The 24,028-nt window shown below is 58.5% G+C and carries 22 protein-coding genes and 1 tRNA gene; 16 read left to right on the forward strand and 7 right to left on the reverse strand.

The window, feature by feature from the left end; all coding sequences use genetic code 11:
- Window positions 1-33: 33 nt before the first annotated feature.
- The 4 genes from M2394_RS13220 to M2394_RS13235 form a co-directional block, all read right to left on the reverse strand.
- On the reverse strand, window positions 34-291 hold the full coding sequence (locus tag M2394_RS13220; protein ID WP_259172765.1) for a DUF2164 domain-containing protein: 258 nt from the start codon (window positions 289-291) through the stop codon (window positions 34-36).
- A complete protein-coding gene (hisH, locus tag M2394_RS13225) occupies window positions 292-930 on the reverse strand; it encodes an imidazole glycerol phosphate synthase subunit HisH (RefSeq protein ID WP_178918541.1) in 639 nt (212 codons plus the stop codon).
- Window positions 930-1,523: an imidazoleglycerol-phosphate dehydratase HisB gene (hisB, locus tag M2394_RS13230; RefSeq protein WP_017849940.1), complete on the reverse strand. Its 594-nt coding sequence runs from the start codon at window positions 1,521-1,523 to the stop codon at window positions 930-932. Before hisB ends, hisH begins: the two co-directional genes overlap by 1 nt.
- A gap of 295 nt (window positions 1,524-1,818) precedes the next feature.
- A complete protein-coding gene (locus M2394_RS13235; RefSeq protein ID WP_178918540.1) occupies window positions 1,819-3,480 on the reverse strand; it encodes an OFA family MFS transporter in 1,662 nt (553 codons plus the stop codon).
- Window positions 3,481-3,806: 326 nt separating this feature from the next.
- Between M2394_RS13235 and M2394_RS13240 the strand changes: the two genes are divergently transcribed.
- From M2394_RS13240 to M2394_RS13290, 11 genes are all read left to right on the forward strand, one after another.
- Complete coding sequence (locus M2394_RS13240; RefSeq protein ID WP_259172767.1) at window positions 3,807-6,017, forward strand: AsmA family protein; 2,211 nt, start codon at window positions 3,807-3,809, stop codon at window positions 6,015-6,017.
- Entirely contained in the window at window positions 6,014-7,081 is a 1,068-nt protein-coding gene (gene mutY / locus M2394_RS13245; protein WP_259172768.1) for an A/G-specific adenine glycosylase, read from the forward strand. The genes M2394_RS13240 and mutY overlap by 4 nt, the downstream gene beginning before the upstream one ends.
- Window positions 7,078-7,350, forward strand: coding sequence for an oxidative damage protection protein (locus M2394_RS13250; protein ID WP_176997294.1), 273 nt, complete (start codon window positions 7,078-7,080; stop codon window positions 7,348-7,350). The genes mutY and M2394_RS13250 overlap by 4 nt, the downstream gene beginning before the upstream one ends.
- Before the next feature lie 103 nt (window positions 7,351-7,453).
- Window positions 7,454-7,529 (forward strand) — tRNA-Phe (locus M2394_RS13255).
- A gap of 436 nt (window positions 7,530-7,965) precedes the next feature.
- Window positions 7,966-9,399, forward strand: coding sequence for a UbiA family prenyltransferase (locus M2394_RS13260; RefSeq protein WP_259172769.1), 1,434 nt, complete (start codon window positions 7,966-7,968; stop codon window positions 9,397-9,399).
- Window positions 9,396-10,709 (forward strand): FAD-binding oxidoreductase, encoded by a 1,314-nt coding sequence (locus tag M2394_RS13265; RefSeq protein ID WP_259172770.1) that lies wholly within the window; start codon window positions 9,396-9,398, stop codon window positions 10,707-10,709. The genes M2394_RS13260 and M2394_RS13265 overlap by 4 nt, the downstream gene beginning before the upstream one ends.
- A complete protein-coding gene (locus M2394_RS13270) occupies window positions 10,706-11,446 on the forward strand; it encodes an SDR family oxidoreductase (protein WP_259172771.1) in 741 nt (246 codons plus the stop codon). Before M2394_RS13265 ends, M2394_RS13270 begins: the two co-directional genes overlap by 4 nt.
- 73 nt (window positions 11,447-11,519) lie before the next feature.
- On the forward strand, window positions 11,520-12,716 hold the full coding sequence (locus M2394_RS13275; RefSeq protein WP_259172772.1) for a glycosyltransferase 87 family protein: 1,197 nt from the start codon (window positions 11,520-11,522) through the stop codon (window positions 12,714-12,716).
- The gene (locus M2394_RS13280) at window positions 12,713-13,654 is read left to right on the forward strand and encodes an NAD(P)-dependent oxidoreductase (RefSeq protein WP_259172773.1); all 942 of its coding nucleotides are present in this window, start codon (window positions 12,713-12,715) and stop codon (window positions 13,652-13,654) included. The genes M2394_RS13275 and M2394_RS13280 overlap by 4 nt, the downstream gene beginning before the upstream one ends.
- Window positions 13,655-13,656: 2 nt before the next feature.
- The gene (locus M2394_RS13285; protein ID WP_259172774.1) at window positions 13,657-14,946 is read left to right on the forward strand and encodes an NAD(P)/FAD-dependent oxidoreductase; all 1,290 of its coding nucleotides are present in this window, start codon (window positions 13,657-13,659) and stop codon (window positions 14,944-14,946) included.
- A gap of 26 nt (window positions 14,947-14,972) precedes the next feature.
- Entirely contained in the window at window positions 14,973-15,341 is a 369-nt protein-coding gene (locus M2394_RS13290; protein WP_259172775.1) for a GtrA family protein, read from the forward strand.
- 95 nt (window positions 15,342-15,436) lie between these two features.
- Here the strand turns inward: M2394_RS13290 and M2394_RS13295 are convergent, their stop codons facing one another.
- Entirely contained in the window at window positions 15,437-17,044 is a 1,608-nt protein-coding gene (locus tag M2394_RS13295; RefSeq protein WP_259172776.1) for a glycosyltransferase family 39 protein, read from the reverse strand.
- An 87-nt stretch (window positions 17,045-17,131) separates the two neighbouring features.
- Window positions 17,132-18,097: an arsenic resistance protein gene (locus M2394_RS13300; RefSeq protein ID WP_259172777.1), complete on the reverse strand. Its 966-nt coding sequence runs from the start codon at window positions 18,095-18,097 to the stop codon at window positions 17,132-17,134.
- 175 nt (window positions 18,098-18,272) lie between these two features.
- Between M2394_RS13300 and M2394_RS13305 the strand changes: the two genes are divergently transcribed.
- Together M2394_RS13305 and M2394_RS13310 are read left to right on the forward strand one after the other, a co-directional pair.
- Window positions 18,273-19,193, forward strand: coding sequence for an alpha/beta fold hydrolase (locus M2394_RS13305; protein ID WP_259172778.1), 921 nt, complete (start codon window positions 18,273-18,275; stop codon window positions 19,191-19,193).
- 71 nt (window positions 19,194-19,264) lie between these two features.
- Window positions 19,265-19,672, forward strand: a complete 408-nt coding sequence (locus M2394_RS13310; RefSeq protein ID WP_178918533.1) for a hypothetical protein — start codon at window positions 19,265-19,267, stop codon at window positions 19,670-19,672.
- Window positions 19,673-19,749: 77 nt separating this feature from the next.
- Here the strand turns inward: M2394_RS13310 and gabP are convergent, their stop codons facing one another.
- A complete protein-coding gene (gene gabP, locus M2394_RS13315) occupies window positions 19,750-21,141 on the reverse strand; it encodes a GABA permease (RefSeq protein WP_259172779.1) in 1,392 nt (463 codons plus the stop codon).
- 555 nt (window positions 21,142-21,696) lie between these two features.
- Between gabP and M2394_RS13320 the strand changes: the two genes are divergently transcribed.
- The 3 genes from M2394_RS13320 to M2394_RS13330 all read left to right on the forward strand — a co-directional run bounded on the left by M2394_RS13320 (window position 21,697) and on the right by M2394_RS13330 (window position 24,004).
- Window positions 21,697-22,470: an ABC transporter ATP-binding protein gene (locus M2394_RS13320; RefSeq protein WP_178918531.1), complete on the forward strand. Its 774-nt coding sequence runs from the start codon at window positions 21,697-21,699 to the stop codon at window positions 22,468-22,470.
- A 13-nt stretch (window positions 22,471-22,483) separates the two neighbouring features.
- Window positions 22,484-23,236, forward strand: coding sequence for an ABC transporter substrate-binding protein (locus M2394_RS13325; protein WP_060754625.1), 753 nt, complete (start codon window positions 22,484-22,486; stop codon window positions 23,234-23,236).
- A gap of 72 nt (window positions 23,237-23,308) precedes the next feature.
- Window positions 23,309-24,004 (forward strand): ABC transporter permease, encoded by a 696-nt coding sequence (locus M2394_RS13330; RefSeq protein ID WP_178918530.1) that lies wholly within the window; start codon window positions 23,309-23,311, stop codon window positions 24,002-24,004.
- The last annotated feature ends 24 nt before the right edge of the window (window positions 24,005-24,028 follow it).

A 24,028-nucleotide genomic window follows, 5' to 3' on the forward strand; every position in this document is an offset into this window, starting at 1 on the left:
AACCTTATTCGATATTCAGCAATGCTTGGGAAATCAGGGTTTCTCAAGCGACCACAGGTCGCTTTCGATGCTTTCGAACCTTTCCTTAAGGAGCGTCTGCGTGTCGAAAATCGCCCTGTTGTAATAGTGCGGCGCAACTTCGGTGGTAAACAGCTCAAGAATCTCGGCGACCTCGAACGAGCCCAGGCTGAGCTCGAAGCGGTCTTGCATGAAGCGCTTGATCTTCTGCGTCGCCTCACGCTCCTGTTCGGGCGTGAGGTTCAGGATCGGCAGCTTCGGCTTCTTGGCCATTTACCAGCGACCGTCCCACGCCGCGAAGTTCTGCAGCAATTGCAGGCCATGGGTATGGCTCTTCTCCGGGTGGAACTGCACGGCAAAGCGCGAACCTTCAGCCAGTGCGGCGGCAAAATCTACGCCGTAATGCCCGCCACCCACCACCTGGCGCGGGTTACCGGCGGCGATGTAGTAGCTGTGCACGAAGTAGAAACGCGCCAGGTCCGGAATGTTGTGCCACAGCGGGTGATCCACTGTCTGGCTGACTTCGTTCCAGCCCATGTGCGGGACTTTCAGGTGAGCGCCGTCTTCATGCAGATCTTTGCCGAAGAACTTCACCTGACCCGGGAACAGGCCGATGCAGTCGACGCCATCGTTCTCTTCACTGCGGTCGAGCAAGGCTTGCATGCCCACGCAGATGCCGAGAAACGGGCGGTCCTGGCTGACTTCACGCACCAAGCCGTCAAAGCCCAGGCGGCGGATCTCGGCCATGCAGTCGCGAATCGCGCCAACGCCCGGGAACACCACCCGGTCGGCTTCGCGAATCACGCTGGCATCGCTGGTAATCAGCACCTTGCCGGCACCTACGTGCTCGAGGGCCTTGGCCACCGAGTGCAGGTTACCCATGCCGTAATCGATAACCGCGACGGTTTGCATTACAGGACGCCCTTGGTCGAAGGCATTTGCCCGGCCATGCGCTCATCCAGCTCCACAGCCATGCGCAGCGCGCGGCCGAAAGCCTTGAACACGGTTTCGATCTGGTGGTGGGTGTTGGTGCCGCGCAGGTTGTCGATGTGCAAGCTGACGAGTGCGTGGTTGACGAAACCCTGGAAGAATTCCTGGAACAGGTCGACGTCGAAGCCGCCCACGGTGGCGCGGGTGTAGGGCACGTGCATCTGCAGGCCTGGGCGGCCGGAAAAATCGATAACCACGCGCGACAGCGCTTCGTCCAGCGGGACATAGGCATGGCCGTAGCGACGGATGCCTTTCTTGTCGCCGATGGCCTTGGCAAACGCCTGGCCGAGGGTGATGCCCACGTCTTCCACCGTGTGGTGGTCGTCGATGTGCAGGTCGCCCTTGCTGACGATATCCAGGTCGATCAGCCCGTGACGGGCGATCTGGTCCAGCATGTGCTCAAGAAAAGGTACACCGATATCAAATCGGGCCTTTCCGGTGCCATCCAGGTTGATCGAGGCTTTGATCTGGGTTTCCAGAGTGTCGCGCTCGACGGACGCCTTACGTTCGGCCATCACCAGCTCCGCAAAATCATTGGGCGAAAAAGGCAGCCATTATAGGGGCGCGGGCGCCAAACAGAAACATCGGAGGGGATAAGACTGACGAGTTGAAGCGAGGAATGTAGGGGATAGACATGTGCATACAAGCAAAAGCCGACTCATTGTAGTGAGCGGGCTTGCCCCGCGCCGGGCTGCGTAGCACCCCAACATCTCTCACCGCAGCATCACGGTGAATCTATTGGGGTCGCTTCGCGACCCAGCGGGAGCAAGCTCCCTCGCCACAACAAGCCGGCTCCTACAGGGGTTTACATCAGTGGAACAGTACGGCGGTTTTCTGCAGGGTGACCCACACGCCCCACGCCAGCGGGATGCCCACTACCAGCCAGGCCGCAATGGCCAATGGCACGGTGCCGGACGCGGCTTTCCACTCCAGGGAAGTGGTGGCATCCGCGCCTTTGTCGTGGCCCAGCGCCTGTTCGGCGGCCAGTTCGGCGTCGGTCATGAAGTACTTGTCGGCCACCGGGCGAACCAGCAGGTTGCAGAGGAAGCCCAGCACCAGCAGGCCAGCCAGGATGTATAGGGTGATGTCGTAGGCGGCAGCGCGTTCCACGCCGATGCTCAGCTGATACTCACGCAGGTAGTTCACCAGCACCGGGCCCAGTACGCCCGCAGCAGCCCAGGCCGTCAGCAGGCGGCCGTGGATCGCGCCCACCATCTGGGTGCCGAACAGGTCGGCCAGGTAAGCCGGAACGGTCGCAAAACCACCGCCGTACATCGACAGGATGATGCAGAACGCCGCCACGAACAGCGCCACGTTGCCCAGGTGCCCCAGGTTCGGGATCAGCGCGTACAGGGCAAAGCCCAGGGCGAAGAACACGAAATAGGTGTTTTTACGGCCCAGGTAGTCGGAGAACGACGCCCAGAAGAACCGTCCACCGATGTTGAACAGGCTCAACAGACCGGTGAAGCCTGCCGCGATCGCCGCGATGGACGCCAGTTGACCGGCGTCCAGTTGGCCGAACGGCACATCCACGCCCAGCAGCTTGCCGCCGAACACTTCCTGCAGCAGGGGCGAGGCCATGCCGAGGATGCCGATACCGGCGGAAACGTTCAGGCACAGCACCAGCCATACCAGGCGGAATTGCGGGGTTTTCCAGGCCACGTTCACGTGGACGTGACGGTGGGTGATCATCGCATTGCTGGCTTTTTTCGCCGGCGCAGTCCAGCCCTCAGGCTTCCAGCCGGTCGGCGGAACACGGTAGGACAGCGCGCCACCGATCATGAACACGAAATAGATCGCAGCCATCACCAGGAAGCTCTGCCAGACGCCGACGCTGGTTGGCGTTGCGAAGTGGCCCATCAGTGCTGCCGCCAGGGGAGCGCCGACCATCGCGCCGCCGCCGAAGCCCATGATCGCCATGCCAGTGGCCATGCCGCGCTTGTCCGGGAACCACTTGATCAGGGTCGACACCGGCGAAATGTAGCCCAGGCCCAGGCCGATACCGCCAATGACGCCGGAGCCGATCCACATCAGCCAGATCTGGTGGGTATAGATACCCAACGCCGAGATCAACAGGCCGCCACACCAGCACAGTGCCGATACAACGCCAGCCTTGCGTGGCCCGGCGTGTTCCAGCCAGCCGCCCCAGATCGCTGCCGAACAGCCCAGGAAGATGAAGAACAGGGTGTAGATCCAGCCCAGCATGGAGATGGGCCAGTCGCATTGGGACGAGAAGACTTGCGCGATGAAGCTCATGTCCGGCGCGCAGGCGACCGGTGCGGTGATGCCCAGCGCCTTGGACAGCGGCAGCCAGAACACCGAGAAACCGTAGGCCATGCCGATGCACAGGTGAATGGCCAGGGCGGCCGGCGGAACCAGCCAGCGGTTGAAGCCTGGCTTGGCGATGATGCGCTCCTTGGACAGGAACGCAGGCTGTGCGGCAGTATGGCCTGCCGCAGTGCTAGTGCTCATTGGTGTTTCCCCCAGTTATTAGTATGTGCCCGTCAGGCGCTCTCTCCCTCGACCTTGCACGCAGAGCGTTGGCCGTTGTTGTTGAGTAAAGCTCCATTTAAACGCGACGCTATGTCGCAGACGACAGACGAACCTGCGCAGATTAGCACCAGTGGATGACAGAAAAACCAAACTGATATCACCTTTTTCGGGAAATCTGTTTTGTTTGACGCCAGAATCCCGTTCCTCGGGCGCTGGATACAATGTAACGATCCGGGCACTGACGTGAGCCGTCGGGCGTTATACTCTGCGGCTAAATTTTGAATTCGACATACAAGGACTCGCCCATGAAAGCGTTCGGCAAAATCCTGGGTCTGGTACTTCTCGGGCTGTTGCTGATCATTGTGGCCCTGGGCTTTGCCCTGACCCACCTCTTCGATCCCAACGATTACAAAGACGAGATTCGCCAGATTGCCCGCGACAAGGCCCACATCGAGCTGACGCTCAATGGCGATATCGGCTGGAGCCTGTTCCCCTGGCTGGGCCTGGAGTTGCATGAAGCCAGTGTGGCGACCATGACCAACCCGACCCAACCGTTCGCCGACCTGCAGATGCTCGGCCTGTCCGTGCGCGTGCTGCCGCTGCTGCGCCGAGAAGTGCAGATGAGCGACGTTCGCGTAGAGGGCCTGAACCTGCGCCTGAGCCGCGACAAGCAAGGCCACGGCAACTGGGAAGACATCGGCAAGAACGTGAGCGAGACCACTGCCGGCGCGCCGACGCCTGCTGAGAAACCTGCCGAAGCCGAGCCGGAGAAACCGCCGAAGCCAATCCGCCTGGACATCGACAGCCTGACCATCAACAACGCCCGCGTTGAATACAACGATGAGCAGACCGGCAAGCAATACAGTGCCGAAAGCATCCAGCTGAGCGCCGGCGCCGTGCACGAAGGCGCGAGCATCCCGCTGAAGCTCACCGCATTCCTGGGCACCAACCAGCCGCTGATGCGCGTCAAGACTGAGCTGAACGGCAACCTGCGCATCCAGCGTGCGCTCAAGCGCTACCAGTTCGAAGACATGAAGCTCAGCGGCGAAGCCACCGGCGAGCCCCTGCAAGACAAGACTGTGACGTTCTCCACCCAGGGCCAGTTGCTGGTAGACCTGGCGGCCAACATTGCCGAGTGGACCAACCTCAAGCTGTCGGCCAACCAGCTGCGCGCCCTGGGCGAAGTGAAGGTCAACGACCTGAACAAGACGCCGCAAGTGAGCGGTGCCCTGTCCATTGCCCAGTTCGACCTGGCCAAGTTCCTCGACAGCATTGGCCACCCGTTGCCGGCCATGGCCGAGGGCAGCCTGAGCAAAGTCGAACTGGTCAGCCGCCTCAAGGGCACGCCCACCAGCGTGGCCCTGGAAGACTTGAACCTTAAGCTCGACGGCAGCACCTTCACCGGCCGCGTTGCCGTGGATGATTTCGCCAAGCAGTCCCTGCGGGTGCAGCTCAAGGGTGACACCTTCAACGCCGACAACTACCTGCCGGCCAAGTCCGAGTCCGCCAAAGGCGCCAGCGCCGCACGCCAGGCGGAAGTGCAGAACAGCGAAGCCGGCGCCATGGCCGCCGGTGGCACCACCCCGCTGCCGGACGCCCCGACCAAAGGCGCCTGGAGCACCGACAAGCTGCTCCCCCTGACGCGCTTGCGCACCCTGGACGTGAACGCCGATTTGTCCTTCGGCCAACTGACCCTGAGCAAACTGCCGATCCAGAACGCCGCACTGAAAGCCTCCGGCATCGATGGTCAGCTCAAGCTCGACACCCTCAGCGGCGGGCTCTACAACGGCACCTTCCAGGCCAACGGCTCGCTCGATGTGCGCCAGGACATTCCGGTACTCGCGCTGCAAAGCCATATCAAGCAAGTGCCGGTTGAACGCATCCTGCAAGCCCAGGGGCAAAACCCGCCGGTGAAAGGCCAGATCACCCTCGACAGCAACCTGACCGGACGCGGCAACAGCCAGAAGGCGCTGATCGACAGCCTCAACGGCACGGCAAGCTTTGTGATCAACAACGGCGTGCTGCTCAACGCCAACCTTGAACAGCAACTGTGCACCGGCATCGCCCTGCTCAACCGCAAGTCATTGAGCACCACGCCACAAGGCAAGGACACCCCGTTCCAGGAACTGCGCGGCAACCTGACGTTCCGCAACGGCGTGGCCAACAACCCGGACCTGAAAGTCCGCATCCCTGGCCTGACCGTCAACGGCAACGGTGACATCGACCTGCGCGTGCTGGGCATGGACTACCGCGTTGGCATCATCGTCGAAGGCGACCAACGCGACGTACCGGACCCAGCGTGCCAGGTGGGCGCCAACTTCCAGAACATCGAAGTACCGCTGCGCTGCCGTGGCCCCCTGGAACTGGGTGCCAAGGCTTGCCGGCTGGACAAGGACGGCTTGAGCCAAGTGGCCATCAAGGCCGCAGGCAACAAGCTCAGCGAGAAGCTGGAAGAGAAGCTCGACAAGGTCAACCCGCAACTTAAAGACGCTTTGAAGGGCCTGTTCAAGCGATGAGAAACGAGCAGTTTTCAACGGCGGTGCTGGACTGGTACGACCGCCATGGTCGCCATGACCTGCCCTGGCAACAGGGCATCACGCCCTACCGGGTGTGGGTTTCGGAGATCATGCTGCAACAGACCCAGGTGAGCACCGTGCTCAATTACTTCGACCGTTTCATGGCCTCGCTGCCGACGGTCGAAGCCCTGGCGGCCGCGCCGGAAGATGAGGTGCTGCACCTGTGGACCGGCCTGGGTTACTACACCCGGGCGCGCAACCTGCAGAAGACCGCCAAGATCGTGGTGGCCGAATACGGCGGCGAATTTCCCAGGGATGTCGAGAAGCTCACCGAGCTGCCTGGCATCGGTCTGTCTACTGCAGGCGCAATCGCCAGCCTGAGCATGGGCCTGCGGGCGCCGATCCTCGACGGCAACGTCAAGCGCGTGCTGGCGCGCTTTACGGCGCAGGAGGGTTACCCGGGCGAGCCGAAGGTGGCCAAGCAGCTGTGGGCCACCGCAGAGCGCTTCACGCCCCACGATCGCGTCAACGCCTACACCCAGGCGATGATGGACATGGGCGCCACCCTCTGCACCCGCAGCAAGCCCAGTTGCCTGCTGTGCCCCCTGGAAAAAGGCTGCGAAGCCCACATGCTGGGCCTGGAGACGCGCTACCCGATCCCCAAGCCGCGCAAGACCATCCCGCAGAAACGCACGCTGATGCCGATGCTGGCCAACGCCGAGGGCGCGATCCTGCTTTACCGTCGCCCGTCCACCGGCCTGTGGGGCGGCCTGTGGAGCCTGCCGGAGCTGGATGACCTGCAAGACCTGGAACACCTCGCCAACCAGCACGCACTGGCGCTGGGCGCACAACAGGAACTGCCAGGGTTGATCCACACCTTCAGCCACTTCCAGCTGGCTATCGAACCCTGGCTGGTGCGGGTCGAGGAATCCGCCCATCACGTGGCCGAGGCCGACTGGCTCTGGTATAACCTCGCCACCCCGCCGCGCCTGGGCCTTGCCGCCCCGGTGAAAAAACTGCTGAAGCGCGCGGCCGATGTATTGAATGCAGGAGAGTCGTCATGACCCGCACCGTAATGTGCCGCAAGTACAAAGAAGAATTGCCAGGCCTGGAACGCCCTCCTTACCCGGGTGCCAAGGGCCAGGATGTGTTCGACCACGTCTCCGCCCAGGCGTGGGCCGATTGGCTGAAACACCAGACCCTGCTGATCAACGAAAAACGCCTGAACATGATGAATGCCGAAGATCGTAAATACCTGGCAGGCGAGATGGACAAGTTCTTTTCCGGCGAAGATTACGCCAAGGCCGATGGCTACGTTCCACCTGCTCAATAATTGATCAAAAACCGGGGTCAGCACGTAAGCGACGGTAATAATTAAATATTTTTCGAAAACTTGCTTGACGACCCCCTGAAAAACCCGTTTAATGCGCCCCGTTGCCCAGATAGCTCAGTCGGTAGAGCAGGGGATTGAAAATCCCCGTGTCGGCGGTTCGATTCCGTCTCTGGGCACCACCTTCAGCTTTCAGGTGGTGTCAACATCACGTGAAAGCACACAAAAAACCCGCCTAGTGCGGGTTTTTTGTTGCCTGAAAAAAATCGAACCCAAGCATTACGAGCCATTCGTAAAAAGGCCCGGGGCATTTCTGGTAAAGCTCTGCATATCACGTCCGGGTTCAGGTGACCCTGATGGAGTGATATGATTCCGCCAGCTGGGATTTTTCCTACAGCAGTATCAGACAAAAACTACTGACCGCATCTCAGCATGGTCAGCGTTCGGCGATCCAAACACGAAGTGCAGGCTAGAAAAGCATAGCGCCGCAAATGCTGCCGGGCATGCAACTCTTCCCCACTGGACGCCCGCGTAGCTCGTGATAACACCCATCATTGTCACCTTGGATTCATTTCGCTGGCACCACTCTACTTGGCCAGCCATTAGGGAAAAGCTCCTTTGACCGCCTTTTCGCCCCTCCCCTTAGTAGTCGATCTCGATGGCACGCTGCTACGCTCCGACTTGCTTCTGGAAACGGGCATGGCCTACGTGCGCCTTCAACCGTTAAAACTGCTCAAGCCCTTCGGGTGGCTGGCCAAGGGCAAAGCAACCCTCAAGGAAGGGCTTGCCTGCGCAACCAATATGGATATCAGCGTGCTGCCCTATGACCCGGAGGTCATTGCGCTGATCAAGCTGGAGCGCAGCAATGGACGCCGCATCGTGCTGGCAACCGCCAGCCACTACACGCTGGCAGAACGCATCGCAGAGCATCTGCAACTGTTCGACCAAGTGCTGGCATCTGACGGTGAACGGAACCTGTCTTCTCATCGCAAGCGCGACTTACTGGTTGAACACTACGGCGAACAGGGCTTCGATTACGTAGGCAACTCCAGCGACGACCTTCCTGTGTGGTCGAAAGCCCGCAAGGCCTACGTCATCAACCCGGAAAACGGCGTAGAGCGGCGCGCAAAAGCTCAAGGCAACGTCGAGCAAGTCATTCACTCCAATCCTGGGGGCGCCAAGGATTGGCTCAAGGCTCTACGCCTGCACCAATGGATGAAGAACCTGTTGATCTTCGTTCCGCTGCTGGCAGCCCATCAGCTCACCAATTTCACGCTGTTATGGCAGGGCATACTGGCCTTCATCCTTTTCGGGCTATGCGCCTCTAGCGTCTACCTGCTCAACGACCTGCTGGATCTTGCCGATGACCGCCACCATGCAACCAAGCGAAAACGCCCATTTGCAGCAGGACGCCTATCGATAAAGTCGGGACTGCTTACTTTCCCGCTACTGCTGATTGGCGCATTTTCCGGCGCCGCCTTATTGCTGCCCTGGCAGTTCGCTGCAACACTCCTGGCTTACTACGTCTTGACCCTGGCCTATTCGCTTTCATTGAAGCGACACATGGCAATCGACGTTATAGCCCTGGCGAATCTGTACACCATTCGCCTGATAGCTGGCGCGGCAGCATTCAGCCTCGCCCTAACCTTCTGGATGCTTGCGTTCTCAATGTTCATGTTCCTCAGCCTGGCACTGGTCAAGCGCTATGCAGAGCTGCATGAAGCGCGACACAAGGGGCGTACCGGAAAAACCCGAGGACGAGGCTACTACCCCTCGGACCTTGAAATGATCTCATCTCTGGGAGCAGCCTCCGGCTACCTCGCAGTGATGGTGCTTGCGCTGTACATCCATGACCAGACAGACAGCGGGTTGTACGCTCACCCCCAATTGATCTGGATCTCCTGCCCGCTGCTACTGTTCTGGATAACGCGCGTCTGGATGCTCACCCACCGCGGGCAAATGCATGACGACCCGGTAGTTTTTGCCATTCGTGATCGTGTCAGCCTGATAGTCGGCGCACTGTTCGGTCTCGTGTTCTGGATTGCAGCATGAGTGATCCCCTTTACTCGTGGGGACGGTTCCCCTACGCACCACAAACTGCGCACGCCTGTAGCTGGCGCAGCGAACTTCCAGGCCTGCTCACAGAGCTGGCCGAAGCCCATGGCAGCACCCTGCCTTATGGCAACGGGCGCAGCTATGGCGACAGCTGTCTTGCCTCCAGCAGTCAAGTTCTGCATATGCGCAGCCTGGACCGTTTTATCCATGTCGATTGGCAGCAAGGGATCGTGCTGGCCGAAGCCGGTGTCACGCTGGCCGAAATCCTCGCCATGGCGATTCCCAATGGCTGGTTCCTCTGCGTCACCCCCGGCACCCAGTTCGCCACCTTGGGGGGAGCCATTGCCAACGACGTACACGGCAAAAACCACCATGTGCGCGGCACCTTTGGCAATCACGTTCGGCGCTTTGGCCTATTGCGTCATGAACAAGGCATGCTGACCTGCTCCCCGACAGAGAATACCGATCTGTATGCCGCAACTATTGGCGGGTTAGGCCTGACCGGGATAATCGCCTGGTCGGAAATCCAGCTGATGCCCATACGCAGCAGCCAGATTGATAGCAGCGTGGTGCGCTTCAGCAACCTGGCAGAGTTCTTCACCCTATCCGCCGAACTGGACCCGCAACATGAGTACAGTGTCGCCTGGATAGACTGCCTGGCCAAAGGGGCTCACGCCGGACGCGGGGTATTCATCGTCGGTGACCATGCGCCATACGGCTCGCTGGAGGTCGATGCTCGCTCCAAGCTTCAGATGCCCCTCACGCCCCCTGTTTCACTGATCAACAACCTGTCGCTGCGTGCTTTCAACGAAGCTTACTGGCGTAGCCATCCCGCCCAGCGCACCTTCAAGCGCAGCAGTTACGACGCCTTCTTTTATCCATTGGATCGCCTGCTGTACTGGAATCGAATCTACGGCCGCAAAGGTTTTCAACAGTATCAATGCGTGATCCCCGATGCGACGGCGCAAGCGGCAACGGAAGAGCTATTGAGGGTGATTGCCGAATCAGGCCAGGGTTCCTTTCTTGCAGTGCTCAAGCGCTGTGGAGACATCGCCTCACCGGGCTTGATGTCATTCCCGCTGCCGGGCACTTCACTGGCCCTGGACTTTCCACAAAAGGCCAGCCTTGCAGCACTTTTCACCCGCCTGGACGCCATCGTCCTCGAGGCGGGAGGGCGGCTGTACCCCGCGAAAGATGCCCACATGACCGGCATCGATTTCCGCCAGGCGTACCCAGCCTGGGAGCAGCTTGAAGCCCTGCGCGACCCTTCTTTGATGTCCCGCTTTTGGAACCGAGTTATCACATGAAACGAGTTTTGATTGTTGGCGCAACATCCGCGATCGCCACAGCCTGCGCACGCCTGTGGGCAGAGCAAGGCGCGGAGTTTTTCCTGGTCGCCCGCGATAGCGAAAAACTTGAGCAGACCCGTGCCGACCTGCTTGCACGCGGAGCCAAAGTTGCCACTTCCCACACCATGGATGCTGCCGATTTTTCCAGTCATGCCGACATGGTTGAACAGTGTCGCGTGGCCATGCAGCAGATTGATATTGCCCTGATCGCACATGGGACACTGCCAAGTCAGCAGGCCTGCGAACAGGATGTGGAGCTAGCCCTCAGAGAGTTCGCCATCAACGGAACCTCCGTTATCAGCCTTCTCACCCTATTGGCAAAACAGTTCGAAACCCAGCATTGCGGGACAATCGCCGTGATCTCCTCGGTTGCCGGCGACCGCGGCCGCCCATCCAATTATCTGTATGGTACTGCCAAGGCAGCGGTCTCGACCTTCTGCGAAGGCCTGCGCGCCCGTTTGTACAAGGTCGGGGTACATGTGATCGATATCAAACCAGGCTTTGTGGACACCCCGATGACGCGAGGCCTGCCATTGCCCGCCCCGCTGGTGGTCAAGCCGGAGCAGATTGCCAAACGCATCGTCAAGGGCATTGAGAACAAGACAGACGTCCTGTACGCCCCTGGATTCTGGAAAGCAATAATGCTGATAATAAAGCTGGTACCACAGTTTATTTTCAAAAAAACAAACCTGTAAGTTTGTGGTTCACATCACCCTCAACTTTAGTCTTTCCATCATCAGACTGGCTTGCGACAGGACAAAGCTTTAAATGAATCACCTAAAGAAAGCCAACTCAACCTTGTTCTTTGTTTTCATAGCAGCCTTTATCTTCCTGTGCTTTTTCTTTTACGACGATTTATGGTCGGCTTTAGGCGTCCAAATAGTAAAACCCATCTTCAATGACACACGCGTCATTACGGCCGGGGCAGAGTCCTACTACCAAGGCTTCGACCCACTGGTCAACAACCCGATGATGTGGTCGAAGAACCCGATGAACTACCCAAGAGTTTGGCATACTCTTTTCTACTTCGGACTCAACCAAAGCCATACTCTGCTGATCGGCTATTTGATGCTGGCTTTTTACTTAGTCGCTATTTTCCTGCTACTCAGGGTCAGCAAAAACACACTTTCCAATTTTTTGATTACCTGTTGCGCGATATCACCTGCAGCCATGCTCGGTGTCGAAAGGGGAAATATTGATTTATTGATATTCCTGATGGTTACCGTGGCGGCAGTTTATGTAAATAAGCGCCCTCTACTTTCAGCATTGATCTTGATGGCTTCAACCGTTCTGAAAATATTTCCCTTTTTCTGCCTGCCGATCATTGTCCTGGCATCGAAAAAAAGAAACCTGATCAGGATTTTCATTATTTCAACCATCGCCTGCCTGGCCTACTTTGCCTTTACCTATCAAGATCTGATTCTGATCAGTCACTCCACGCCAAGAGCCGGCGACCTCTCTTACGGAAGAAGCGTTTTCGCAAATCGCTTGAAAGGGAATATCCCGGAACACTTTTCAATTTACGTTGACATCGTCATCAACACACTGTTCCTCATCGCGTCGGGGCTCGCATACTTTGTCAGTAAGAAGCTGCTGCCGAGCAACGCGCAAGAGTTCAACGCCCTGGAAGGGAAAGGCTTTTTTCTTACAGGCGCCCTGATTTACGTCGGCACTTTCTTTATTGGAAACAACTGGGACTATCGCCTGATTTTTCTGATGCTGACGATTCCAGCACTTGCATCCGCGCTGACTATTTTTTCAAGCCGCACAGCCCGGCTTTGCACACAGGTTTTTATCGCAGCTGTGCTGCTGTCATTCTGGTACCTGTTTTTTGCACGATACCTGGATAGTTTCCTGGCAGCGCGAATTGCCCTTTATTGCTTTGATGAGGCTGTCGACTGGGTGATCTATATTCTGTGCCTTTCTTTCCTCTTCAAATATTTGAGCCTTGGGTTTAAAAAATGAACTTAAACAGCAAGATACTATTACCAGGCGGGGCAGGCCTGGTCGGCCAGAATCTAATAGCCAGGCTCATAGCAAGAGGCTACAAAAACATCGTTGTGCTTGATAAGCATCGCGCAAACCTTGCTACGCTAAAGAAAACCCAGCCTACGATTGAAGCTATATATGCTGACTTGGCTGTCGCCGGGGACTGGCAACAACATTTTTCCGGTGCCGACGCTGTTGTCATGCTTCAGGCGCAAATTGGTGGAAACGATTTTCAAGAATTTGTGCGCAACAACATAGATTCCACACGACTCATACTTGAGCAGATCAAGGCTAATGACATCCCACGCCTTGTGCACATCAGTTCTTCTGTCGTTGTGTCTGTCGCGGATGACTTCTATACACAAACCAAGACAACTCAAGAGCAAATGGTACTGGAGAGCGGTATCCCTTGCCCGATACTGCGTCCGACACTGATGTTCGGCTGGTTTGATCGCAAGCATCTTGGTTGGCTTTCCCGCTTCATGAAAAAAGTGCCTGTATTCCCTATCCCGGGAGACGGACGCTACATGAGACAGCCCCTTTATGTTGGCGACTTTTGCAACATCATCATCAGTTGCCTTGAGTCATCTTCGGCCACCGGAATATTCAATATCTCGGGGCATGAAAAAATCGATTACATTGACATCATCCGTGAAATCAAACGCGCCACAAAAGTCAATACCATTATCGCGCGCATTCCTTATGCACTCTTTTATGGTCTGCTGTGGGTGTGGGCTATCTTTGATAAAAACCCACCCTTCACCACGCAACAGCTCGCGGCATTAAGCGCGAAGGATGAATTCGAAATCATTGATTGGCCGACACTCTTTGATGTTTCCTATACGCCGTTCTCTCAAGCTGTGGACGAAACATTCAACCATCCCATTTATAGCAAGGTAGAACTGGAGTTTTGAGTATGGGACAGCGCATTGCCGTACTCGGCGCAGGCCCCATGGGTCTCGCCGTGGCTTACCAACTGGCAAAAGATGGACATAAGCCTGTCTTGTTCGAAGCCGATGATCGTGTCGGCGGGATGACTGCATGCTTTGACTTCGGCGGGCTGGAAATCGAGCGCTACTATCACTTTCACTGCATTTCGGATCATGCATTCCTGGCCATGCTGGATGAGTTGGGCCTGGCCGGAAAAATGCGCTGGGTCGAAACCAAAATGGGCTATTGGTTCCAGAACCAGCTGCAGCCGTGGGGCAACCCTATTGCCTTGCTGAAGTTTCGTGGCCTCGGGCTGATCGCGAAAATTCGTTATGGACTCCACGCATTCCTGTGTACGAAACGCAACGACTGGACCCCGCTCGACAATGTCGAAGCTTCCGGATGGATTCGCCGCTGGGTCGGCGAACAAGCGTGGGAAGTACTATGGCGCCGCCTGTTTGACTACAAGTTCTACAACTATGCAAACGGGCTCTCAGCGGCGTGGATATGGAGCCGAATTCGCCGGATTGGCCGCTCTCGCTACAGTTTGTTCCGAGAAAAGCTGGGCTACCTCGAAGGCGGCTCAACGACACTGCTGCAGGCAATGAAAGCAGAAATCGAGGCGCTGGGCGGAGAGGTCCACTTGGGTGCAAAGGTCGATTGCGTCCACATTAGCGATGGCCAAGTCAACAGCGTAGAAGTTGCCGGTGTGCAACACGTCTTTGATAAGGTGATAAGCACTGTGCCACTGCCCTATGTGCCGCACATCATGCCGGGCCTGCCTGTTGAGATACTGGAAAAATTCCGCGCACTCAAAAACATCGCAGTCGTCTGTGTGATTGCCAAACTGCGCAAGCCACTCACTGAGAATTTCTGGCTGAACACCAATGATCCGGACATGGATATTCCAGGCCTGGTCGAGTACTCGAACCTTCGCCCACTGGATCAACCTATCGTCTACGTTCCGTTCTATATGCCAGGTGAACACCAGAAATTTTCTGAACCAGACCAAGTATTTATAGACAAGGTCCGTGCATACCTGCAAAAGATAAATCCTGAGCTTGGTGCTGACGACTTTATTGATATTCGCGCAAGTCGTTATCGTCATGCCCAACCTATCTGCGACCCGGCTTATCTGGACCATCTGCCACCCGCAGCACTACCAGTACGGGGATTGTGGGTTGCGGACACATCCTACTACTACCCTGAAGACCGGGGGATCTCTGAAAGCATTGGGTTCGGTAGGCAATTAGCCAAGGATGCTGCAGCGTGCTAAAGCAGTTCAGGTCAAAGCAATTCATAATGTTTTTGCTGGTCGGCGGCTTTGCCGCCAGCATTAACTTTGGATCGCGAATTATTTATAACCATTGGATAAATTTTTCAGCGTCGGTGGTAGCAGCCTATATAACGGGCATGATAACTGCCTTCATGCTCTCCAAGATTTTTGTCTTCACGGAGAGTACGCGGGCGGTTCATCATTCCATTATGTATTTCGTACTGGTCAACTTAATTGCTATCTTGCAGACACTCGCCATTAGTCTTTTTCTTGCGTATTACGCATTGCCCGCATTAGGCGTGACTCATTTCATCAAAGAAATATCGCATGCCGTAGGTGTCATTGTCCCCGTGTTCACCAGCTATTTGGGCCATAAGCACTGGTCGTTCAAGTAAGAACGACCACGGCCTGCCAATGAATCACAGCAAAGCTGATACTCAGCCATCCAGGGCGGGAGCGACCGATCACATGAGCGCTACCCGCCGCCCACTCACTTGAGCAAAAACACCATCAACGGGTTGTCGTTCAAGCGGCCTTCAAAACTCGGTGCCATCGTCTCCATGGGCGTCCCGCTCAACAGCGCGGCCTCCTTGCGCGCCACAATGACCCACGACGGCCGAGGCAGCGCCGCGAGCTTCTCAAGCTCGTTACGCCCGACAAACAGCGGCTGCTCGTCGTGATCCAGGTTCATCATGTAGCGCACCGCCCAGGTGTCTCGACCCAGGTCGACGAACACCAACGGCCCGGGCGTCGACACGCGAAGCGCTTCGACCTGGCCGACAAACTGCCGGGTATCGAACTGCAGGTCCTTGGCCGGCTCTACCACGGTCACCAGCAGCAACCATTGCGCCGCCAATGCGATCAGGCTGAGCCACACCAACCGGCCCGCCCGCCGCCACACGACCAACGCTGCCACTTGCAGGATCACCAGCACCCCGATCAGCAGCGGCAACGAAACGTCAGGCCAGTAACCATGCTTCTGCCACCCGTGCCGGCAGACAAACACCACAACCACGCACAACGCCGGTAGCGCGGCGACAAGCCATTCGTAGCATCGGCGCACGCCGATCAACCAGCCTTGCGCCTGGAGCAGCCCATAGGCGGCGACAGCGGCAAACATCGGTACCATCGGCAGAATGTAGTAGGCACGTTTGAAATGCGGCACCGACAGCCCGAGCAGAATCATCAGGCCGCAAGCGCCGAGACGCAGCATCAGCTGCAGATCATTATTTTCCCAGCGCTCAGGCCAACGATGACGCAGCGCAATCATGGTGGCCAACGCCAGCGGTACTACCGGGAAATAGCGATACAGGCTCAGCTGGAAGTAGAAGTAGAACGGCTCGCCAATCTCATCCAGGCGCCCTCCTACCTGCATCTTGAATACGGCGTCAGCGAAAGCATCGCCACCACTGATGCGCGCCAGCTTCATCAAGGCCCACCAGCACGCCGTGAGCAAGACCAGGCCGACGCCCCCATGGATCAACACCTGCTTGACCCGCTCCCCGGGCTTGCCCAACGCCCAGTACACACACACCACGCCGCACACCTCGATCAGCCCCAACGGCCCACGAATCGCGAACGCCAGGACAAACAGCGGGAATACCGCCAACTGCCTCAAGCGCGACCCTAGACGCTCACTACTGTGCAACAGGTAGAAACTGCCCACGCACAGCAGCGCGACCATCTGATCCAGGCACACCGAGCGCGACTTCTCGAGCAGCTGGGTCGTGAGCAACGTCAGCAAGACGGTGAGCAACGCCCAAGGGCGATTGGACGGCGCCAGCAAACGATAGATCAGGGCTACCACGCCCGCTGAGGCGAGCGCCGTGGGCAGCACGTTCGCCAAGTGATTCGGCGCGCCAAACAGGCGGGCAACTACAAAGCTGAAGAAGGTCGCCGTACCCGGATAATCCGCGTAAGGCTGGCCGTAGGTGGTGGGGAATAGGCTCGCGCCATGGCGAAACATTTCTTGCAGGAACAGCGCCCAGCGCCCGTCAAACCCTTGGGGCTGCTGGTCCCAGATGCCCAGGGTAAACAGCAACAAAGCCATCAGGAAAATGCCCAGGGACTCCAGGCGAAAGCGGTTGCGGTGGTCCATCGGCTGTCCTTTCAGGTTGGGTGCGCTGACGCATGTTGCCGATGGCAACCCTGAATAACGCCTGAACAAACCCGAACAATTGCGGGTTTACCGACCTGCGGGCCATACGAGCATCGGAATCAACCGGATGTAGAGTAGCTCCCCCACCAGCTCGATGAGGGTTTGCAGGATCACCACCGTTGCGGCCAGCCCACGCACGTCCTCGGGCAAAGCCAGCGCCAGCGGCAACACCACCAGTGAATTGCGGGTGGACGCGCTGAACGTCACCGCCCGCGCCGTCGTCGCAGGCAGTGCAAACAGCCGCGAAGCCAGCCCCCCCATCAACGGCGCCAGCAGCAAGAAACCGATGTACACCGGGACCACCGGCAACACCAGGGCAATATCCCGCACCACCGAGGTGATCTGCGAGCCAATCACCACAAACAGCACCAACGCCATTGCCGGCACCGGTAGCCAGGCCCAGGCGTCGCTCCACGCGCTGACAATCCTGGATCGTCGCGCCAGGGACGTGGTCAGCACAGCCAACACCATGGGCACCACAATCAGCAGCAGGAATGCCTCGACAAACGGCCCGACCGCCACCACCACTTTCGATTGCGCCCCAAGCATGAAACCCAGGTACACCGGCAACAACGCCAATTGCAGCAATAGCAACACCGGCGTCGCCGCCAGCATCAACCGCGAATCGCCCTTGCCGATATGGGTGAACACCACCACGTAATCGATACACGGCGTGAGCAACACCAGCAAGGCCCCAACCAGCAGTGCCGGGCGCTCCGCGAGCCCACGGGTCAACACCCAGACCAGCAACGGCACAAGAATGAAATTGGCCAGCAGCAGGGCGGATATGAAGCGCTTGTTACTCAACCCTTCGCGCAAATCAAGAAAGGGTATTTGCAGGAACATGGCGTACATCAGCATGACGATAGCCGGCGTGATCAGCGTGCCTAGACCATGAGCCACAGAAGGAACAAGCAGGCCGAACAGGGCGGCCAGGAAGACGGTGGCGAAGTAGACGGGGATCTGATTGCGCTCGAGGGTGTCGCGGGTCATTGGCTGACTCTGCTGGATCGAAAGAACATCAGCCTAAGCATGCGGCAGGCCAAGGTCGAGCAACGCACGTTTTTTTTGCGCAAAGGCTCCGCCAAATTTGCTAATTTCGGGGAACTGATAAAAAAGCGCGCGGGCCTTCAAACCCACATTGAAAGCGCACATACCGAGCCGCCCTATGAATCTGCCAGCCCAACCTGCCCCCGAAACCTTTCGCGAGCCCGCTGCCGACGGCCACCTCCTCGGTGGTTTTACCTGGCGCCATGTCCGCACAGACCTGACGCGCCCCGTCGTGATCATCAACGCCGCCACCTCCGTACGCTGCCGCCATTACTCACGCTTTGCCGATTACCTGTTTGCCAACGGCTTTGACGTCATCACGTACGACTACCGTGGCATCGGCGAGTCACGGGCCGGCTCGCTGCGGGGGTTCAAGGCGTCATGGTCGGATTGGGGCGTTCTGGATTTCGAAGCGATGTTGCAGCGCGCGCAGCGGGAGTTTCCCGGGCAGCCGATTGATGTGGTCGCGCACAGCTTTGGCGGGTGTGCCGCGGGGCTGGGTGCCTCAGGGGCGGCAATTCGACGGATCGTGACGGTGGGCGCACAGTTCGCCTACTGGCGTGATTACCAGGCGAGCGGACGCTGGAAAATGTTCGGCAAATGGCATGTGGTGATGCCACTGGTAACGGCCGTGTGCGGGTACTTTCCCGGCAAGCGCATGGGTTGGCTGGAAGACACGCCAGCCGGCGTGGTACGGGACTGGAGCACGCCAACGGCCACCTATGAAACACGACCCAGCGGGCGCGCCCTGGCAGACTTGCCCTTCGCCCGGGTGAAGGCACAGGTACTGGCGATCAGCATCACCGACGACCCGTTCGGAACAGTGGCGGCTGTCGACCGCTTGCTGGGGTATTTCAAGAACAGCGAACGCACTCACTTGCGCATCGCCCCGCAGGATATTGGCGAAAAAGAGGTCGGGCATTTCGCGTTTTTCCGCAGCCAGTATCAGGACCGTTTATGGCCAATCGCACTGGCGTGGCTGCAACAGGGCGAGTTGGCGCACGGCACGCCCGGGCACAGGGTGACGGAACGCGCCTAGAAGCCCTTGGGATTTACGCCAACCTGCGCTTCAATACGCCACCCAGATACACACCTCAGGACGTTGAGCCCATGGCTTCGCCGAACAAGCAGCAAAAACGCGCCCACCGGGCAAAGGCCAAGGCCAAGCAGAACCGCACCCAACGCGCCGTCGCGACCAAGCCGGACGCCTTTGCCGGCGATGACAGCCGCATTGACCTTGAGTCAGTGGATTTGACCGAGTTGTTCGTAGAGATGCGCACCGCCGGCGAGACCAGCCAGCAGGCATTGTGTGCCGCATTCCTGTCCCACCCGTTGCTGGCCGTGGTGTTGGAGCAGGAAGGCGAAGAGGAAGCCACCGATTTCATTCTGGCGGCGTTGATCGAGTACCGGCAGTGGGTCACCGACACCGAGGATGAAGCCGCAGCGCTGGCGTGGATTGAGTCGCCGCAGTTCCAGGCGGACTACGTCGCAGCCTCCCAGGCCCTGACACAACCCTAACCCTGTAGGAGCCGGCTTGCCGGCGATAGGGCCCTTGAGGACGCCATCGCCGGCAAGCCGGCTCCTACAGTGAGGTGTCAATTAAGTACCGCAGCACCCACGCGCTGGGCCTTTCGACGGCTCGACACAATCAACCCAGCCAGCACCACCAGCAAGCTCAAGATTCCGGTCGCGATGATCTCGACCCGATGCGCTTCCTGGAACAGCATGATGGTCAGCGTGCCCACGATGAACACCATCACCGCGTAGGTCAGGCCTGGGAACAGCCACATCTTGAAGACAATCTTCTCACCCGCCGCCGTACGCTTCTGGCGCATGCGCAGTTGCGAGACCGCGATCACCAGGTACACCAGCAGCGCAATGGCGCCGGAGCTGGCCAGCAGGAATTCGAACACCGCCGCAGGCGCCACGTAGTTGGCGAATACCGCCAGGAACGCTGCACCGGTCGATAGCAGAACCGCCCAGTAAGGCGTGCCGCTCTTGTTGGTGCGCTTGGCCACGGCCGGGGCGTCACCGCGACGGCCCAGGGAAAACAGCATGCGCGATGCGGTATACAGCGCCGAGTTGAGGCAGCTGGTCACGGCAACCAAGACCACCAAGTCGACAATCAACTTGGCATTTGGGATGCCCATGCGTTCCAGCACGGTCTGGTAGGAGCCAACGGCTGCCAGGGTCGGATCGTTCCATGGCACCAGGGACACCACGATGAAGATCGACAGCAAGTAGAACAAACCGATCCGCCAGATCACTGAGTTGGTGGCCTTGGTGATTTGCTGGCCCGGGTTCTTCGACTCTGCGGCCGCGATGGTCACGATCTCGGTGCCCATGAACGAGAACATGGTGGTCAGGATCGCGGCCAATACCGCGCCCATGCCGTTTGGCATGAAGCCTTGGGTGTCGAACAGGTGCGAAACGCCGCTGACCTGGCTGGTGGGCAAGAAGCCGAAAATCGCGGCCAGACCCAGGATCACGAAGCCGACAATCGCCACCACCTTGATCAACGCGAACCAGAACTCGAACTCGCCGTAGTTCTTCACGCTGAACAGGTTGGTGGCCGTCAGCAACAAGGTAATGACCAGGGTAAACACCCAGATGGCCACGTCAGGGAACCAGGCATGCAGGATGGTTGCGGCGGCGTTGGCTTCCAGGGGAATCACCAACACCCAGAACCACCAGTACAGCCAGCCGATGGTGAAACCGGCCCAGTGACCGATCGCGCGGTCGGCATAAGTAGAGAACGAGCCGGTGTCGGGAGACGCCACGGCCATTTCGGCCAGCATGCGCATCACCAGCACCACCAGCGTGCCCGCTGCGGCATAGGCCAGCAGTACGGCGGGGCCGGCGGCAGCAATCGCGTGGCCAGAGCCGACAAACAAACCGGCACCAATAACGCCGGCAATCGACAGCATGGTGACGTGGCGCGGTTTGAGCCCCTGTTCGAGGTCATTGGAGCTTTGCGTACTACTCATTGACACACCTTTGCGAGGAATTGCGAAAACGGTCCGCCCGGCCTGCAGTCTTTCTCGTGAAAAGAATCCAACAGGGCGTTCTTTATTTTTTACGCAAGATTTGCGCCAAAATGTTACAGAGCCGCAATTGACGCGGGCTGCAGCGCACTTCAACAGCAATCGCAAGTCCTTGAGAACAATGGCATTCCGCTATAGCGTTACCGTGCGACCCACTTTAAAGACGAACGAGCGCACCAAAAACACACACAAAAAGTGCGTGACGCCCCATAAAAGGGCTGATATGCACCGTTTGCCCGGTTAACCCTTCCAACCCCCGTCCAAAGCTGGCACCATCGCGCCCTTTTTTACGCGAAACCTGTGGTTTTCCGGGTTCAAACGGCTGTTTGGTTGTTGATGGCGCGACACGCTGCTGTGCCGATGCGACACCCTGCCGCAGACCACCCGTTTACCGTCCGCAGCGCTGTTGGCTGTCATCCAAACCCTATGCTAGCTTGGCGCCTCGCCAGGAAGGCGGCCCAACAGCGAAGAACGCAACGAACACATTGAGGACCCCACATGGCTGAGGCCACGCCCGCGCTTGAAATCCGCAACTTGCATAAACGCTATGGTGAGCTGGAGGTACTCAAAGGTATCTCGCTGACCGCTCGCGACGGCGACGTGATCTCGATCCTGGGTTCCTCCGGTTCCGGCAAGTCCACCTTCCTGCGCTGCATCAACCTGCTGGAAAACCCGCACCAGGGCCAGATCCTGGTGGCCGGCGAAGAACTCAAGCTCAAGGCCGCCAAGAACGGCGAACTGCACGCCGCCGACGGCAAGCAGATCAACCGCCTGCGCAGCGAAATCGGTTTTGTGTTTCAAAACTTTAACCTGTGGCCGCACATGAGCATCCTCGACAACATCATCGAGGCCCCGCGTCGCGTGCTCGGCCAGAGCAAGGCCGAAGCCATCGAAGTGGCTGAAGCCTTGCTGGCCAAGGTCGGCATCGCCGACAAGCGCCACGCCTACCCCGCGCAATTGTCCGGCGGCCAGCAACAACGGGCGGCCATCGCGCGCACCCTGGCGATGCAGCCCAAGGTCATCCTGTTTGACGAGCCCACTTCCGCCCTTGACCCGGAAATGGTCCAGGAAGTACTTAATGTGATCCGCGCGCTGGCCGAAGAAGGCCGCACCATGCTGCTGGTCACCCACGAGATGGGCTTCGCCCGCCAGGTTTCCAGTGAGGTGGTGTTCCTGCACCAGGGCCTGGTCGAAGAGCAAGGATCGCCACAGCAGGTGTTTGAAAACCCGCTTTCGGCGCGCTGCAAACAATTCATGTCCAGCAACCGCTAACGGAGCAACATGCATGCAGAACTATAAAAAATTCCTTCTGGCCGCGGCCGTCTCGATGGCGTTCAGCGCCACGGCCATGGCAGAAACCTTGAAAATGGGGATCGAAGCGGCCTACCCGCCGTTCAACAATAAGGACGCCAGCGGCAACGTCGTCGGCTTCGACAAAGACATCGGCGACGCCCTGTGCGCCAAGATGAAAGTCGAGAAGTGCGAAGTGTATGTGTCCGACTGGGACGGCATCATCCCGGCCTTGAACGCCAAGAAGTTCGACTTCCTGGTGTCCTCGCTGTCCATCACCGATGAACGCAAGCAGGCCGTCGACTTCACCGACCCGTACTACTCCAACAAGCTGCAATTCATCGCGCCCAAGGCCACCGCAGACTTCAAGACCGACGCCGCTTACCTGAAGGGCAAGACCATCGGCGCCCAACGCGCGACGCTGGCCGGCACCTACCTGGAAGACAAGCTGCCGGACACCACCGCCAAGCTGTATGACACCCAGGAAAACGCCTACCTCGACCTGACGTCCGGCCGCCTCGACGGCATCCTCGCCGACAAGTACGTGCAGTACGAATGGCTCAAGAGCAAAGACGGTTCGGCCTATGAGTTCAAAGGCGACCCGGTGGTAGAGAGCGACAAGATCGGTATCGCCGTACGCAAGGGCGACCCGCTGCGCGAGCGCCTGAACAAAGCCCTGGCAGAGATCAAGGCAGACGGCACCTACAAGAAGATCAACGACAAGTACTTCCCGTTCAGCATCGAATGACCTGAGCGACTTGCCCGACGCGCTCACCTGAGCGCGTCGGCTTCTAGCAATGCCTTGCGATATGAAAACACCATGAATTTCGACCTCTACGGATTCGGCCCGGCGCTTGCCGCTGGCGCGCTGATGACCGTCAAACTGGCGCTCACGGCCCTGTGCCTGGGGCTGGTGCTGGGCCTTGCCGGCGCCTTGGCCAAGACTTCCCCGTACAAGCCACTGCAATGGCTGGGCGGTGCCTATTCGACGATCGTTCGCGGCATTCCCGAATTGCTGTGGGTGCTGCTGATCTACTTCGGCACCGTCAACCTGATGCGCGCCCTCGGTGAATTCTTCGGCAACCCCGACCTTTCCCTCAGTGCCTTTGCCGCCGGGGTCATCGCCCTGGGCCTGTGCTTTGGCGCCTACGCCACCGAAGTGTTCCGTGGCGCAATCCTCGCCATTCCCAAGGGCCACCGCGAAGCGGGTGTGGCGCTGGGGCTGTCGAAGCTGCGGATTTTCACCCGGTTGATCATGCCGCAGATGTGGCGCATCGCCCTGCCGGGCCTGGGCAACCTGTTCATGATCCTGATGAAGGACACCGCGCTGGTCTCGGTGATCGGCCTTGAAGAAATCATGCGTCATGCGCAGATCGGCGTGACCGTCACCAAGCAACCGTTCACCTTCTTCATGGTGGCGGCCTTCATGTACCTGGGCCTTACCGTGCTGGCCATGACCGGCATGCACTTCCTGGAAAAACGCGCCGCCCGCGGCTTTGCAAGGAGCACCCAATGAGCGGTGACTACAGCTGGCTGTCGC

The organism is Pseudomonas sp. BIGb0164 (assembly GCF_024810135.1).
Classification (GTDB): Bacteria; Pseudomonadota; Gammaproteobacteria; order Pseudomonadales; family Pseudomonadaceae; genus Aquipseudomonas.

Bases quoted from the DNA above. Each gene is read 5' to 3' on its own strand.
- hisH (WP_178918541.1), bottom strand. From the start codon at position 930: ATGCAAACCGTCGCGGTTATCGATTACGGCATGGGTAACCTGCACTCG.
- gabP (WP_259172779.1), bottom strand. From the start codon at position 21,141: ATGAGTAGTACGCAAAGCTCCAATGACCTCGAACAGGGGCTCAAACCG.
- M2394_RS13240 (WP_259172767.1), top strand. From the start codon at position 3,807: ATGAAAGCGTTCGGCAAAATCCTGGGTCTGGTACTTCTCGGGCTGTTG.
- M2394_RS13310 (WP_178918533.1), top strand. From the start codon at position 19,265: ATGGCTTCGCCGAACAAGCAGCAAAAACGCGCCCACCGGGCAAAGGCC.
- M2394_RS13250 (WP_176997294.1), top strand. From the start codon at position 7,078: ATGACCCGCACCGTAATGTGCCGCAAGTACAAAGAAGAATTGCCAGGC.
- M2394_RS13290 (WP_259172775.1), top strand. From the start codon at position 14,973: ATGTTTTTGCTGGTCGGCGGCTTTGCCGCCAGCATTAACTTTGGATCG.
- M2394_RS13280 (WP_259172773.1), top strand. From the start codon at position 12,713: ATGAACTTAAACAGCAAGATACTATTACCAGGCGGGGCAGGCCTGGTC.
- M2394_RS13265 (WP_259172770.1), top strand. From the start codon at position 9,396: ATGAGTGATCCCCTTTACTCGTGGGGACGGTTCCCCTACGCACCACAA.
- M2394_RS13330 (WP_178918530.1), top strand. From the start codon at position 23,309: ATGAATTTCGACCTCTACGGATTCGGCCCGGCGCTTGCCGCTGGCGCG.
- M2394_RS13235 (WP_178918540.1), bottom strand. From the start codon at position 3,480: ATGAGCACTAGCACTGCGGCAGGCCATACTGCCGCACAGCCTGCGTTC.
- M2394_RS13300 (WP_259172777.1), bottom strand. From the start codon at position 18,097: ATGACCCGCGACACCCTCGAGCGCAATCAGATCCCCGTCTACTTCGCC.
- M2394_RS13270 (WP_259172771.1), top strand. From the start codon at position 10,706: ATGAAACGAGTTTTGATTGTTGGCGCAACATCCGCGATCGCCACAGCC.
- M2394_RS13275 (WP_259172772.1), top strand. From the start codon at position 11,520: ATGAATCACCTAAAGAAAGCCAACTCAACCTTGTTCTTTGTTTTCATA.
- M2394_RS13295 (WP_259172776.1), bottom strand. From the start codon at position 17,044: ATGGACCACCGCAACCGCTTTCGCCTGGAGTCCCTGGGCATTTTCCTG.
- M2394_RS13320 (WP_178918531.1), top strand. From the start codon at position 21,697: ATGGCTGAGGCCACGCCCGCGCTTGAAATCCGCAACTTGCATAAACGC.
- M2394_RS13325 (WP_060754625.1), top strand. From the start codon at position 22,484: ATGCAGAACTATAAAAAATTCCTTCTGGCCGCGGCCGTCTCGATGGCG.
- hisB (WP_017849940.1), bottom strand. From the start codon at position 1,523: ATGGCCGAACGTAAGGCGTCCGTCGAGCGCGACACTCTGGAAACCCAG.
- M2394_RS13305 (WP_259172778.1), top strand. From the start codon at position 18,273: ATGAATCTGCCAGCCCAACCTGCCCCCGAAACCTTTCGCGAGCCCGCT.
- M2394_RS13285 (WP_259172774.1), top strand. From the start codon at position 13,657: ATGGGACAGCGCATTGCCGTACTCGGCGCAGGCCCCATGGGTCTCGCC.
- mutY (WP_259172768.1), top strand. From the start codon at position 6,014: ATGAGAAACGAGCAGTTTTCAACGGCGGTGCTGGACTGGTACGACCGC.
- M2394_RS13220 (WP_259172765.1), bottom strand. From the start codon at position 291: ATGGCCAAGAAGCCGAAGCTGCCGATCCTGAACCTCACGCCCGAACAG.